The sequence below is a fragment of the Rhodoblastus sp. 17X3 genome (assembly GCF_030056575.1).
In the GTDB taxonomy this organism is placed as follows: domain Bacteria; phylum Pseudomonadota; class Alphaproteobacteria; order Rhizobiales; family Beijerinckiaceae; genus Rhodoblastus.
On sequence record NZ_JASHHX010000011.1, the window covers coordinates 1 to 13,625 of the forward strand.

Consider the following 13,625-nt stretch of genomic DNA (forward strand, 5'->3'; position numbering starts at 1 on the left):
GGCCCTCGTTCCGAATTTCAGGCGGTAGAATCCAACGAGGGCGCTGCATAGAAGGCTTTCAGCCCAACTTCAAGAGCCAAATCGCCTAAAACGAAGCCTATCTGGCGCGGGCGTCCGGCGGCGCGAAATCCTCGACCCTTCCCTATCCCGCTGTTTCAGCGCGCGTTTCGCTCTACTGAGCTGAACCGGCGCGCCCGCCTTTACAACTTCCTTATGCGCCAAGGTCTCCTTCCGCATCGAAATTTGACGTGAGTTTCGTCAGATTCCGCGCCGCAACACGAAAGGAAACGCCATGTCTGATCTTGGCTATCTGGGCCTTGGACTGGCCCTGCTCGCGGCTCTGGCGCTCTACGCCAAAGCCCTGGCCCGCGCCTGAAGGAGGCCGCGATGTTCGAACCCATCCTCGGCCTGATCGTGGCCGTCCTGCTCGGGGTCTACCTCGTCTTCGCCCTGCTCAATCCCGAGCGCTTCTGAATTTTCCGGAGTTCGCCATGACCATTTCCGGCTGGCTGCAAATCGGCCTGATCCTCGGCCTCGCCGCGCTCACGGCGCGGCCGCTCGGCCTTTATATGGCGCGCGTCTTTTCCGGCGAGCGCACCTTCCTCACCCCCGCCCTTGGCCCGATCGAGCGTCTGTTCTACCGGCTCGCAGGGGTTTCCCCTGAACGCGAGCAGGGCTGGCTAGCCTATACGCTTGCCATGCTGGCGTTTTCGGCGGCGGGCTTCGCGTCGCTTTACGCTATCCTGCGGCTGCAGGCCTTCCTGCCGCTCAATCCGCAGGGCTTCGACAATGTCCCGCCCGATCTCGCCTTCAACACCGCCATCAGCTTCCTGACCAACACCAATTGGCAGGCCTATGGCGGCGAGACGACCATGAGTCATTTCTCGCAAATGGCGGGTCTGGCGGTGCATAACTTCCTGTCCGCCGCGACGGGCATCGCGCTGGCGCTGGCCGTGACCCGCGCCTTCAGTCGCGCCAGCGCCATATCCCTGGGCAATTTCTGGGTCGATATGACCCGCGCAACTCTCTATGTGCTGCTGCCGATCAGCCTGCTGCTGGCCCTCGCCTTGCTTGCGACCGGCGCGCCGCAGACGCTGGCCGGATCGGTCGAGGCGACGACGCTGGAAGGCGCCAAACAGACCATCGCGCTCGGCCCCATGGCCAGCCAGGAGGCGATCAAGCAGCTCGGCACAAATGGCGGCGGCTTCTTCAACGCCAATTCCGCGCATCCATTCGAGAACCCCGGCGCGCTCGCCAATCTGCTGCAGATCTGGTCGATGCTGGCGGTTTCCCTTGGCCTGCTGATCATGTTCGGGCGCATGGTTGGATCGGAAAGGCAGGGCTGGGCTTTCTTCAAGGTCGTGGGCGTACTGCTGGTCGCCGGCGTCGCTGTGGTCTACTGGGCTGAAAGCGCGGGCAATCCGCTGCTGACCCAGTTCGGCCTCGATCCCGCCAATGGCAATATGGAGGGCAAGGAGCTGCGCTTCGGCGTCGCGCTGTCCTCGCTGTTCGCGGCGGTCACCACAGGCCTGTCCTGCGGCGCGGTCAACGCCATGCATGACTCGCTGACCCCGCTCGGCGGCCTTGTTCCGATGTTCCTGATCCAGCTTGGCGAGGTTCTGCCGGGCGGCGTCGGTTCGGGCCTTTACGGGCTGGTGGTCTTCGCCATTCTCTCGGTGTTTGTCGCCGGGCTGATGGTCGGCCGCACGCCGGAATTTCTCGGCAAGAAGATCGAATCCCGCGAGATCAAGCTCGCCATGCTGGCGGTGCTGATCCTGCCGCTCGCCATCCTCGGCTTCTCCGCCGTGGCGGCGGTGCTCCCCGCGGCCCTGTCGAGCCTCGCCAACAGCGGCCCGCACGGCCTGTCGGAAATCCTCTACGCCTATACCTCGTCAGCCGGCAATAACGGGTCCGCCTTCGCCGGTCTGAGCGCCAACACGCCGTGGTGGAACATCACCACCGCGCTCGCCATGGCGCTGGGGCGCTTCGGCTATGTCGTGCCGGTCATGGCCATCGCAGGCTCCATTGCCGCAAAGAAGAAGGCGGCGGTCTCGGCGGGAACCTTCCCGACCGATGGCGGCCTGTTCGTCGGCCTCGTTGTCGGCGTCATCCTGATCGTCGGCGGCCTGCAATTCTTCCCCGCCCTCGCCCTCGGTCCGATCGTGGAGCACGTCCTGATGCTCGCCGGCAAGACGTTTTGACACCGAGGCGTCAGCCTCGGCCAGGCCCGAACGGGCCGTAGGGCGTTTGCCAAACGCCCGTCTGACGACGGGCCGCCGAGCTGACGCGAGGGGCGCCGGCCGCGAAAGGCGACCGGAAAATAAGGAAACAGCAATGTCTCAGAAATCTCTCGCCAAACACAAGCTGTCGCTGTTCGATCCGGCGATCTTCCGCGAAGCCGCCGTCGAGGCCTTCAAGAAGCTCGCCCCGCACAAGCTCGCCGCCAATCCGGTGATCTTCGTCACTGAAGTTGTCGCCGCGCTGGTCACCTTGCTGTGGCTGCGCTCGTTCGTCCTCGGAACCGGCGAGCCGTTCTTCTCCGGCCAGATCGCCCTGTGGCTGTGGTTCACCGTGCTGTTCGCCACTTTCGCGGAAGCCGTGGCGGAGGGGCGCGGCAAGGCGCAGGCGGCCACGCTGCGCGCCACCCGCTCCGACACCATGGCGAAAAGACTGCGCGACCCGGAGGCGGCAGGCCATTCCGCCGCGATCGAGAATGTTCCCGCGCTCGACCTGCGCGCCGGCGACATGGTGCTGGTCGAGGCCGGAGACGTCATCCCCTCGGACGGCGACATCGTCGAAGGCGTCGCCTCGGTGAACGAAAGCGCGATCACCGGCGAATCCGCCCCGGTGATCCGCGAGGCGGGCGGCGACCGCTGCGCCGTCACCGGCGGCACGACCGTGCTGTCGGACTGGATCAAGGTGCGCATCACCGCCCAGCCCGGCAACACCTTCATCGACCGCATGATCGCTCTGGTCGAGGGCGCCGAACGCCAGAAGACGCCGAACGAACTCGCGCTCTCCGTGCTGCTCGCCGGCCTGACATTGATCTTCCTGATCGCCGTCGTGACCTTGTGGAGCCTCGGCGTCTATTCCGGCATGAATGTGAGCGTAGTGGTGCTGGTGGCGCTGCTGGTGACGCTCATCCCGACCACCATCGGCGGCCTGTTGTCGGCGATCGGCATCGCGGGCATGGACCGGCTGGTCCGTTTCAACGTGCTGGCGACCTCGGGCCGCGCGGTCGAGGCGGCGGGCGACGTGGACACGCTGTTGCTCGACAAGACCGGCACGATCACCTTTGGCAATCGCATGGCCAGCGAGTTCATCCCCATGCCTGGCGTGTCGGCGGCGGATCTCGCCGAAGCCGCTTTGGCCGCCAGCCTTGGCGACGACACTCCCGAAGGCCGCTCGATCGTCGCGCTCGCCAAGAGCGATTTTGGCAGCGATTTTGGCGCCCGCGATCCCGATTTCGGCGGCTCCGCGCCGACCATCGTGCCCTTCGCCGCGCAGACCCGGCTGTCCGGCGTCGACGCCGGCGGCCGCGCCATTCGCAAGGGCGCGGTGGAGGCGGTGCTGCGCTTCATCGGCCTGCCGCAAGAGTCCACGCCGCCGGAATTCAAGGCTGGCGTTGAACGCATCGGCCATAGCGGCGGCACGCCGCTGGCCGTCGCCGACAAGGGCCGCCTGCTGGGGCTGATTCATCTCAAGGACGTGGTCAAGCCGGGCATCCGCGAACGTTTCGCCGCCTTGCGCGCCATGGGCATCAAGACGGTGATGATCACCGGCGACAATCCGCTGACCGCCGCCACCATCGCGACCGAAGCGGGCGTGGATGACTTCCTCGCCGAAGCCACGCCCGAAGACAAGCTGAACCTGATCCGCAAGGAGCAGACCGGCGGGCGCCTCGTCGCCATGTGCGGCGACGGCACCAATGACGCGCCGGCGCTGGCCCAGGCCGATGTCGGCGTCGCCATGCAGACCGGCACGCAGGCCGCGCGCGAGGCGGGCAACATGGTCGATCTCGACAGCGACCCGACCAAGCTCATCGAGATCGTGGAGATCGGCAAGCAGCTGCTGATGACGCGCGGCTCGCTGACCACCTTCTCCATCGCCAATGACGTCGCGAAATATTTCGCCATCCTGCCGGCCCTGTTCGTCGCGACCTATCCGGAGCTTGGCGCCCTCAACGTCATGGGCCTGTCGTCGCCGCAATCGGCGATCCTGTCGGCGGTGATCTTCAACGCCATCATCATCGTGGCTCTGATCCCGCTCGCGCTGAAAGGCGTCGCCTATCGTCCTGTCGGCGCGGCAGCTTTGCTCCGCCGGAACCTGCTGATCTATGGCCTCGGCGGCCTGATCGCGCCCTTTATCGGCATCAAGGCGATCGACATTGTCGTCGCCGCGCTGCATCTCGCCTGAGGAGACCGACATGCTCACGCATCTTCGTCCGGCATTGGTCATGCTGGTCCTGTTCACCGCCCTCACCGGCCTCGCCTATCCGCTCGCGCTGACCGGAATCGCCTCCGTCCTGTTCCCCTGGCAGGCGGGCGGCTCGCTGATCCTGCGCGACGGCAAGATCGTCGGCTCGGCTCTCGTCGGCCAGAACTTCACCTCGCCGACATATTTCCAGTCGCGGCCCTCCGCGACCAGCGCGCCGGACCCCAACGACGCCAGCAAGACCATCGACGCGCCCTATAACGCCGTCAATTCCGGCGGCTCCAACCTCGGCCCGACCAGCAAGGCGCTGATCAACCGCGTCAAAGCGGCGGCGGACGCCAAGCGCGAGGCGGGCTGGACCGGCCTGCTGCCCGCGGACGCGCTGACGACATCAGCCTCGGGCCTCGATCCGGACATCTCGCCCGAGAACGCGCTGCTGCAGGCGCCCGCCGTGGCCAGGGCGCGCGGCATTGACGCGGCCAAGGCGCGCGACCTCGTGCTGGCCCATGTCGAAAAGCCCTGGCTCGGCTTCTTCGGCGAGCCGCGCGTCAATGTGCTCTTGCTAAACCTGGCGCTCGACGCGCAAAAATAAGGCATGGCGACGGAGCGCGAACGCGACCGCCGCCCTGATCCCGAGGCGCTGCTGGCGCTGGCGGGAAAGGAAGGGCGCGGCAAATTGAAGGTCTTCCTCGGCGCCGCCCCCGGCGTCGGGAAGACCTATGCCATGCTGGCCGGCGCCCGGCGGCTCAAGGCCGAGGGCGCCGACATCGTCATCGGCCTCGTCGAGACCCATGGCCGCGCGGAAACCGCCGCGCTACTTGAGGGCCAGGAAGTCCTGCCGCGAAAAAAGATCCCCTATCGCGGACGAGAACTGGAGGAATTCGACATCGATGCGGCGCTGAAGCGCCGGCCCGCGCTGATCGTGGTGGACGAGCTCGCCCATAGCAACGCGCCGGACAGCCGCCACCCCAAACGCTGGCAGGATATCGAGGAATTGCTCGGCGCCGGGCTGGATGTCTGGACCGCCCTCAACATCCAGCATCTCGAAAGCCTTGCCGAAGTCGTCAGCCGCGTGACCGGCGTCGCCGTTCGCGAGACGGTGCCGGACGGGGTGCTGCAACGCGCCGACGACGTCGTGCTGGTGGACATCACCCCCGACGAACTGATCCAGCGCCTTCAGGAAGGCAAGGTCTATCTGCCCGAAACAGCGCGGCGGGCGACGCAGAATTTCTTCTCGGCGCGCAATCTCACCGCCCTGCGCGAACTGGCCCTGCGCAGCACCGCCGACCGCGTCGACGACCAGATGGTCGATTACCTGCGCCAGAACGCCATCGAAGGGCCGTGGGACACGTCCGACCATCTGCTGGTCTGCATCGGCGCGGATTTTCAGGCCGAGATGGTCGTGCGCGCGGGCGGGCGGCTGGCGACGCGGCTCAACGCCTCATGGGTCGTCGCCCATGTCGCGCCGGAAGGCCATGAGGAGTCCGACCCGGCCAAGGTGCGCTTCGTGGACGAGGCCTTTCGTCTCGGCGAGCGGCTTGGCGCAGAAACGGTGCGACTCGCGGCCTCCGACATGGTGGCCGAAATCCTGCGCCATGCGCGGCGCGAGAACTTCACGCAGATCGTCGTCAGCCGTGCGCGCGGCCGTTTTTGGAAGCATTGGCTCGGCCGCGATTTCGCTTATGAAATGGTGCGGCAATCCAGGGACATTCCCGTCCTCGTCATCGCCGCGCCGGAGGCGCCCGCGCCCAAACCACGGCGGATCAGCCTGAAGCTCCGCGCAAGCGAGCGTCGCCGCCTCGGCGCCGGCCTTGCGGGAGCCATCCTCGCCGTGGCGCTGGCTGTCGGCGCGGGCGAGGCGCTGAACGCCTGGCTGCGCCTGCCCAATCTGTCGATGGTCTTTCTGCTCGCGGTTCTGGTCTGCGCGGAGCGTTTCGGCCTCTGGTCGGCCATTGCGGCGTCGTTTCTGTCCTTTCTCGCCTATAATTTCTTCTTCATCGAGCCGCTCTACACGCTGACGATCGCCAAGCCGGAGGAACTGCTCTCGCTATTGGTCTTTCTGGTGGTCGCCGTGCTGACCGGCTCGCTCGCGGGCCGCGTCCACGACCAATCCGAATTCGTGCGGCGCCGCGCTGAAAACTCCGAACTGCTCTACGCCTTCTCGCGCAAGCTTTCCGCCGCGCCGACTCTCGACGACGCGCTCTGGGCGGCAGCCGCGCATCTGCAGCGCGTCCAGGGCGGCCATATCCTTTTCCTGCTGCCCGAGGGCGACGAGTTGCGGCTGGCCGCCGCCTGGCCCCCGATGGACGAACTTTCCCCCGGCGAGATGAGCGCGGCGCGCTGGGCTTTTTCGAAGCGCGTGGCTGCAGGCTGGCGCACCGACACCTTGCCCAATCTCGCCTTCCAGTTCCGGCCACTCGTCACGCCGCGCGGCGTCGCGGGCGTGTGCGGCTTTCAGCCCAAGGCGCCGGACGAGCCGGTTTCGCCCGAGGACGAGCGGGCGCTCACCGCAATGCTGGAGCAGACCGCCATCGCCATCGACCGCTCGCTGCTGGTCGGCGAGGCGGTGCGCAGCGCGGCGCTGGAAGAAAACGAGAAATTGCGCACCACCCTGCTCTCCTCACTGTCGCACGACCTCAAGACGCCGCTTTCCTCCATCACCGGCGCTGTGACGACCTTGCGCCAGCTTGGCGACAGGATGCCGGCCGAGGACCGCCGCGACCTGCTCGCCTCCATCGAGGAAGAGGCCGCGCGGCTCAATCGTTTCGTGGGCAATCTGCTCGACATGTCGCGGCTGGAATCCGGGGCGGTCAAGGTGCGCGCGGACTTTCTCGACCCCGCCGAAATCGTGCGCGGCGCCGTCGAGCGCTGCCGCAAGGCCTTTCCCGGCATGCGCATCGAAACCTCGCTGGCGCGCGACCTCCCCTTCATTCGCGGCGACGCCAGCCTGCTGGAGCAGGCGCTGTTCAACCTGCTCGACAACGCCCATAAATATGGCGGCGAGACCGGCGCGACTGTCCACGCCCGGCAGGAAGGGGCGGACGTCGTCATCTCGGTCACGGACGAAGGCCCGGGGGTCAAGCCCGCCGATCTCGAACGGATCTTCGAGAAATTCTATCGCGGCGGCAGGACGGACGGCCGCAAGGCCGGCACCGGCCTTGGCCTTTCGATCTGCAAGGGGCTGGTCGAGGCGATGGGCGGAAAGATCGAGGCGCAGAGCCCCGCCCTGCGCCGTCGCGGGACCAGGCTGCTGGTGCGCTTTCCCGCCGCCCAGCTGGACAGGGAAAAGGGCGCGGACAAGGAGAAAAAGGCATGAAGACCCGCGTGCTGGTCGTCGACGACGAGGCGCCAATCCAGCGTTTTCTCCGCCCCGCTTTGCTGGCTTCGGGCTATGAGGCGCTGTCCGCGGAGACGGGCGCGCAGGCCTTGCGCCTTATCGCCACCGCCGCGCCGGACGTCATCGTGCTCGATCTCGGCCTGCCCGACATGGACGGCAAGGACGTGCTGGTCGAAGCGCGCAAATTCAGCAAAAGCCCAATCATCGTCCTTTCCGCGCGCGACCAGGAGACCGAGAAGATCGCTGCGCTCGATCTCGGCGCCGACGACTATGTGGAGAAGCCTTTCGCCATCGGCGAGTTTCTCGCCCGCCTGCGCGCCGCCTTGCGCCACGCCGCGCCCGACCACGCCCCCGCCCTGCGCTACGAGGCCGAGGGGGTCGTGGCCGATCTCGACAAGCGCCGCGTCACGCGTGACGGCCAAAGCCTGAAGCTCACGCCCAAGGAATTCGACCTGCTCACCGTGCTCGTTCGCCATGCCGGGCGGGTGGTGACCCACCGCCAGATCCTCGCCGCCGTCTGGGGCCCGGCCCATGCGGACGACACGCAATATCTGAGGGTCTTCGTCGGCCAATTGCGCGCCAAGATCGAACCCAATCCGGACGTCCCGCGCCTGATTCTGACCGAGCCGGGCATCGGCTACCGGCTGTGGACGCCGGAGGCCGCCTGAAAGGCGCATCAGGTTTTGTGACACAAATACTTGATGACGCGAGACTTTTTTCGGGCTTGATCGAGGTCATTCTCCAGCAGAGAGTTTGCGCCTACACATCAGGACGCAAGCTGAAGCGCCGCGAGAACGGGCGCAGCTTGAGGGAAGGGACCTATGGCCTCGATCGATTCCGCGCTGGAGCCAATTCTGGCCCGATATGGCCGCGAGCCTTCCGCCTTGCTGCAGATCCTGCGCGATGCGCAGGAGGCCTGCGACTGGATTTCGCCGACTGTGCGCGCCGAAGTGGCGCGGGCGCTGGATATTCCCGCGACGCAGATCGACTGCCTGACCCGCTTCTACGCGCATCTCTATGACGAGCCGCGCGGCAGATATCGCGTGCTGTTCTCCGACAACATCACCGACCGCATGGCCGACGCCCCGGCGCTGATGGCGCGCATGCTCGAGCAATTCGGGCTGGAGCCGGGCGAAGTTTCCCCCGATGGCCTCCTCAGCATCGCCACGACCTCCTGCACCGGGATGTGCGATCAAGGTCCGGCGCTGCTCGTCAACAATCGCGCCGTCACCCGCATGACGCCCGAGCGCATTGACGCCATCAGCGCCCTGATCCGCGCACGCGCGCCGCTTGACGACTGGCCGTCGCATTTTTTCGAGGTGCATGACAATATTCGCCGCGCCGACATCCTGCTCGGAGCGACCTGCGCCTCGGGCGAGGCCATTCGCGCGGCTTTGGCGCGCGGGCGCGACGGCATGTTCGCGGAGATGAAGAAGTCCAACCTGCGCGGCCGCGGCGGCGCCGGCTTCACCACGGCGGTCAAATGGGAGGCCTGCCGCGACGCACCCGGCGAGGCGCGTTTCGTGATCTGCAACGCCGACGAGGGCGAACCCGGCACGTTCAAGGACCGCGTGCTGCTGCAATCCTATGCCGGCCGCGTGTTCGAGGGCATGGCCATCGCGGGCTATGTCACGGGCGCCAATAAGGGCTTTCTCTATCTGCGCGGCGAATATTCCTATCTGCGCGCGCCGCTGGAAGCGAAGCTCGCCGAAATGCGGCGTGAAAACCTGCTCGGCGACGCCATCTGCGGCGACGCCGGCTTTTCCTTCGACATAATGATCCATATGGGCGCGGGCGCCTATATCTGCGGCGAGGAGACCGCGCTGATCGAGTCGCTTGAGGGCAAGGCGGGCAAACCTCGCATCAGGCCGCCCTTCCCCGCGACCTACGGCTATCTCGGCCAGCCGACGGTCGTGAACAATGTCGAAACGCTGTGCAAGGCGACCGAGATCGCGATCCAGGGCGGCGCCTTCTATGCCGGCCAAGGCACGCAACAATCGACCGGCACCAAGATCCTCTCCGTATCCGGCGATTGTGAGCGACCCGGCCTTTACGAATATCCGTTCGGGGTCAGCATCGCGCAGGTGCTGGAGGATTGCGGCGCGGAAGACGCCTTCGCGGTGCAGATCGGCGGCGCGGCTGGCAATTGTCTGGCGCCGCATGAGTTCGACCGCTGCATCGCCTTCGAGGACGTGCCCACCGCCGGCGCCTTCATGGTGTTTGGCCAGGGCCGCGACATGTTCGAGACGGCGCTGAATTTCGCAAACTTCTTCGAGCATGAAAGCTGCGGTTTCTGCACGCCCTGCCGGGTCGGCACCGCCATCGTGGCGCGGATGATGAACAAGATCGATGCGGGCCATGGCGCGCGCTACGAACTCAACGAATTGAACCGCCTCGACGTCCTGCTGCGCACGTCGAGCCATTGCGGGCTGGGGCAGTCGGCGACCATGGCGCTGCGCGACATGATGCAGAAATTCGCCCCCGCTTTCGAGCGCCGCCTGAGCCTGAAGGATTTCGAGCCCGGCTTCGATCTCGACGCGGCCCTGGCCGAGGCCCGCGCGCTGACCGGCCGAGACGACGAAGCCGCCCATCTGGGAGCCGATTCATGAGCGAAATCCTCGCCCAATTCATGCTCGACGGCCACAGGATCGCCTTCGAACCCGGCCAGACTATCCTGCAGGCGGCTCTGGCGGCGGGGATTTACATTCCGCATCTCTGCGCCCATCCCGAATTCACGCCGCATGGTTCGTGCAAGCTGTGCACGGTCATGGTCAATGGCCGCAACGGATCGGCCTGCACCATCAAGGCCATGCCGGGGCAGGACGTGCTGAGCGACAATCCGGATCTGAACTCACGCCGCCGCACCCTCCTGCAAATGCTGTTCGCCGAGGGCAATCATTTCTGTCCCGGCTGCGAGAAGAGCGGCAATTGCCAGTTGCAGGCCCTCGCCTATGACCTCGAAATGTTCGACCCGCATTTCGCGCAATTCTTCCCCGCCCGCGAAGCAGACGGGACGCATCCGGAAGCCTTTCTGGACTTCAACCGCTGCATCATGTGCGAGCTTTGCGTGCGCGCCAGCCGCGACGTGGATGGCAAGAACGTCTTCGCCATCGCCGGACGCGGCCGCGACACGCATATCATCGTGAATTCGCCCAGCGGCAAGCTCGGCGACTCCGCCTTCTCGATCCATGACAAGGCGGCGCAGGTGTGCCCGGTTGGCGCCATCCTGCCCAAGGAGGTCGGCTTTGTCCGCCCCATCGGCGAGAGGCTCTACGACCACGACACCATCGCCGAAGTCGCGTTGCGCGAAGAAGCTGGCGCGCGAAGCGGAGAAGTGACATGAACGCCCCCTTCCCGCCCCGCGCGAAAAAACGCCTCAAGATCGCCACTGCGACGCTTGGCGGCTGTTTCGGCTGCCACATGTCGCTGCTCGACATGGACGAGCGCTTTCTGGATCTGGCCAAGCTGGTCGATTTCGACCGCTCGCCGCTCACCGACCTCAAGCATTGCGGCCCCTGCGACATCGGCCTGATCGAAGGCGCGGTCTGCAATGCCGAGAACGTCCATGTGCTGCGCGAATTCCGCGCCCAGTGCCGCACGCTCATTGCGGTCGGCGCCTGCGCCATCAATGGCGGACTGCCGGCGCAGCGCAATCCGCTCGATCTCAGCGACCTGATGCGCAAGGTCTATTGCGACCGTGTGGACGACACGGCGCAGATCCCGGACGATCCCGAACTGCCGCTGATGCTCGACAAGGTCTATCCGATCCACGAAATCGTACGCATCGACTATCTGATCCCAGGATGTCCGCCCTCCGCCGACGCGCTGTGGAAATTCCTCACCGACCTGATCGAGGGCCGCACGCCGCGCCTCGATTACGCCCATTTCCGTTTCGATTGAGGCTCGCATGTCCGCCCTGGAAACTGCCGATACGAAACAGAACCTGCGCCGCGTCGCCATCGATCCGGTCACCCGCGTCGAGGGCCACGGCAAGGTCACGATCCTGCTTGACGACAATAATCGCGTGCATCAGGTCCGCCTCCATATCGTGGAGTTTCGCGGCTTCGAGGCGTTCATCGAGGGCCGCCCGTTCTGGGAGGTTCCGGTCGTGGTGCAAAGGCTGTGCGGAATCTGCCCGGTCAGCCATCACCTCGCCGCCGTCAAGGCGATGGACCATATCGCCGGCTATCACCGCCTGACGCCGACGGCGGAGAAATTGCGGCGGCTGATGCATTACGGCCAGATCCTGCAATCGCACGCCGTGCATTTCTTCCATCTCGCCTCGCCCGACCTGCTGCTCGGCTTCGACAGCGAGCCGACTCGGCGCAACATCGTCGGCGTCGCCGCGCAATTTCCCGAAATCGCCCGGCAGGGCGTGCTGCTGCGCAAATATGGCCAGGAAATCATCCGCCACACCTCGGGCAAGCGCATCCACGGCACGGGCGCCATTCCCGGCGGCGTCAACAAGACGCTCACGACCGCCGAGCGCGAGGAATTGCGGCTCGACATCGACACGATGATCGGCTGGGCGCGCGACGCCGTCGGGCTCGTCGAGCAATTGCACGCGACGCGGCCCGACTTCTATGACGTGTTCGGGGAATTCCCCTCCAACATGATGGGCCTCGCCGCGCCGAACGGCGCGCTGGAGCTTTACGACGGCGCGTTGCGCGCCCGCGACGCTTCTGGCGCGATGATTTTCGATCAGGTCCCCTGCTCCGATTACGACAGCCTGCTTCAGGAAGAGGTCAAGCCCTGGACCTATATGAAATTCCCGCATATCCGGTCGCTCGGCGCGGAAGCGGGCTGGTACAAGGTCGGTCCCCTCGCCCGCATCCAAACCTGCGATTTCATCCCCACGCCGCTGGCGGAAGAGGAGCGCAAGAAATTCATGGCGCCGGGCGGCGGCAAGCCGCGCCACGGCACATTGCTGTTCCATTGGGCGCGGATGATCGAGGCGCTCCATGCGGCGGAAACGATCCGCGACCTGCTCGACGATCCCGATATCGTCGGGACCGATCTGATGGGCGAAAAGGGCGAGCGCCACTTGGAAGCGGTCGGCGTGATCGAGGCGCCGCGCGGAACCCTGTTCCATCATTATCGCGTCGGCGCGGACGACCTTGTCAGCTATTGCAACCTCATCGTCTCGACCACCAACAACAACCAGGCGATGAACGAGGCGATCCGCAGCGTGGCGAAGGACCATCTCAGCGGCCATGAAGTGACCGAAGGCCTGTTGAATCATATCGAGGTCGCCATTCGCGCCTATGACCCCTGCCTGTCCTGCGCCACCCACGCCATCGGCCAGATGCCCTTGCAAGTCGATCTGGTCGACGCATCCGGCGCGCTGGTCGGGCGGCGGCGCAAGAATTTTTCCGGCGACGCGGCGTGAAGCTCGTCGTGTTCGGCTGGGGCAATGTCTCGCGCGGCGACGACGGACTTGGCCCGCTTCTGCTGGCGCGGATCGCGGAGGCCCGCTGGGCGGACGCGAGTCTGATAGAGGATTTCCAGCTCCAGCTCGAACATGCGCTGGATCTTCAGGGCGCGGACCTGGCCCTCTTCCTCGACGCCGGCAAGAATACGCCCGCGCCCTTCGCCTTCACGGAAATTCACGCGCGCCACGGCATGACGCATACCAGCCACGCCCTTGCGCCCGAGGCCGTGCTGGGCGTTTACGAAAAAACGATGGGCGGGAGGCCGCCGCCGAGCTTCCTGCTCTGCGTGCGCGGCGAAAGTTTCGACCTTGGCGAAGGCCTGAGCGCGGCGGGCGCGGCGCGTCTCGAACAATCCTGGGCCTTTCTCGAAGCCCTCGAACGCGCGCGCGGTCCTCTGGAATGGCGGGCGCGAACAGAATAAA

Annotated in this window: 11 protein-coding genes; all 11 read left to right on the top strand. The window is 65.9% G+C overall.

The genetic code is table 11. The features are described 5' to 3' along the window. Positions 1-387 precede the first annotated feature (387 nt). The 11 genes from kdpF (at position 388) to QM467_RS11550 (ending at position 13,624) form a co-directional block, all read left to right on the top strand. Complete coding sequence (kdpF, locus tag QM467_RS11500; protein WP_283366582.1) at positions 388-474, top strand: K(+)-transporting ATPase subunit F; 87 nt, start codon at positions 388-390, stop codon at positions 472-474. Positions 475-491: 17 nt separating this feature from the next. Continuing rightward, the gene (gene kdpA, locus QM467_RS11505; RefSeq protein ID WP_283366467.1) at positions 492-2,201 is read left to right on the top strand and encodes a potassium-transporting ATPase subunit KdpA; all 1,710 of its coding nucleotides are present in this window, start codon (positions 492-494) and stop codon (positions 2,199-2,201) included. A 133-nt stretch (positions 2,202-2,334) separates the two neighbouring features. Then, on the top strand, positions 2,335-4,416 hold the full coding sequence (gene kdpB, locus QM467_RS11510; protein WP_283366468.1) for a potassium-transporting ATPase subunit KdpB: 2,082 nt from the start codon (positions 2,335-2,337) through the stop codon (positions 4,414-4,416). 10 nt (positions 4,417-4,426) lie between these two features. Continuing rightward, the gene (gene kdpC, locus QM467_RS11515) at positions 4,427-5,026 is read left to right on the top strand and encodes a potassium-transporting ATPase subunit KdpC (RefSeq protein ID WP_283366469.1); all 600 of its coding nucleotides are present in this window, start codon (positions 4,427-4,429) and stop codon (positions 5,024-5,026) included. Positions 5,027-5,029: 3 nt separating this feature from the next. Next, on the top strand, positions 5,030-7,750 hold the full coding sequence (locus tag QM467_RS11520; RefSeq protein WP_283366470.1) for a sensor histidine kinase: 2,721 nt from the start codon (positions 5,030-5,032) through the stop codon (positions 7,748-7,750). Then, a complete protein-coding gene (locus QM467_RS11525) occupies positions 7,747-8,439 on the top strand; it encodes a response regulator (protein WP_283366471.1) in 693 nt (230 codons plus the stop codon). The genes QM467_RS11520 and QM467_RS11525 overlap by 4 nt, the downstream gene beginning before the upstream one ends. Positions 8,440-8,592: 153 nt before the next feature. Continuing rightward, positions 8,593-10,380 (top strand): NAD(P)H-dependent oxidoreductase subunit E, encoded by a 1,788-nt coding sequence (locus tag QM467_RS11530; RefSeq protein WP_283366472.1) that lies wholly within the window; start codon positions 8,593-8,595, stop codon positions 10,378-10,380. After that, on the top strand, positions 10,377-11,114 hold the full coding sequence (locus QM467_RS11535) for a 2Fe-2S iron-sulfur cluster-binding protein (RefSeq protein ID WP_283366473.1): 738 nt from the start codon (positions 10,377-10,379) through the stop codon (positions 11,112-11,114). Before QM467_RS11530 ends, QM467_RS11535 begins: the two co-directional genes overlap by 4 nt. Next, positions 11,111-11,671, top strand: coding sequence for an NADH-quinone oxidoreductase subunit B family protein (locus QM467_RS11540; RefSeq protein WP_283366474.1), 561 nt, complete (start codon positions 11,111-11,113; stop codon positions 11,669-11,671). Before QM467_RS11535 ends, QM467_RS11540 begins: the two co-directional genes overlap by 4 nt. Before the next feature lie 7 nt (positions 11,672-11,678). After that, entirely contained in the window at positions 11,679-13,160 is a 1,482-nt protein-coding gene (locus QM467_RS11545; protein ID WP_283366475.1) for a Ni/Fe hydrogenase subunit alpha, read from the top strand. Further along, complete coding sequence (locus QM467_RS11550; RefSeq protein ID WP_283366476.1) at positions 13,157-13,624, top strand: hydrogenase maturation protease; 468 nt, start codon at positions 13,157-13,159, stop codon at positions 13,622-13,624. Before QM467_RS11545 ends, QM467_RS11550 begins: the two co-directional genes overlap by 4 nt. Position 13,625: the final 1 nt, after the last annotated feature.

Excerpts from the sequence above, each read along its gene's own strand:
- QM467_RS11540 (WP_283366474.1), top strand. The coding sequence starts at position 11,111 with ATGAACGCCCCCTTCCCGCCCCGCGCGAAAAAACGCCTCAAGATCGCC.
- QM467_RS11520 (WP_283366470.1), top strand. The coding sequence starts at position 5,030 with ATGGCGACGGAGCGCGAACGCGACCGCCGCCCTGATCCCGAGGCGCTG.
- QM467_RS11545 (WP_283366475.1), top strand. The coding sequence starts at position 11,679 with ATGTCCGCCCTGGAAACTGCCGATACGAAACAGAACCTGCGCCGCGTC.
- QM467_RS11525 (WP_283366471.1), top strand. The coding sequence starts at position 7,747 with ATGAAGACCCGCGTGCTGGTCGTCGACGACGAGGCGCCAATCCAGCGT.
- kdpB (WP_283366468.1), top strand. The coding sequence starts at position 2,335 with ATGTCTCAGAAATCTCTCGCCAAACACAAGCTGTCGCTGTTCGATCCG.
- kdpF (WP_283366582.1), top strand. The coding sequence starts at position 388 with ATGTTCGAACCCATCCTCGGCCTGATCGTGGCCGTCCTGCTCGGGGTC.
- kdpA (WP_283366467.1), top strand. The coding sequence starts at position 492 with ATGACCATTTCCGGCTGGCTGCAAATCGGCCTGATCCTCGGCCTCGCC.
- kdpC (WP_283366469.1), top strand. The coding sequence starts at position 4,427 with ATGCTCACGCATCTTCGTCCGGCATTGGTCATGCTGGTCCTGTTCACC.
- QM467_RS11535 (WP_283366473.1), top strand. The coding sequence starts at position 10,377 with ATGAGCGAAATCCTCGCCCAATTCATGCTCGACGGCCACAGGATCGCC.
- QM467_RS11530 (WP_283366472.1), top strand. The coding sequence starts at position 8,593 with ATGGCCTCGATCGATTCCGCGCTGGAGCCAATTCTGGCCCGATATGGC.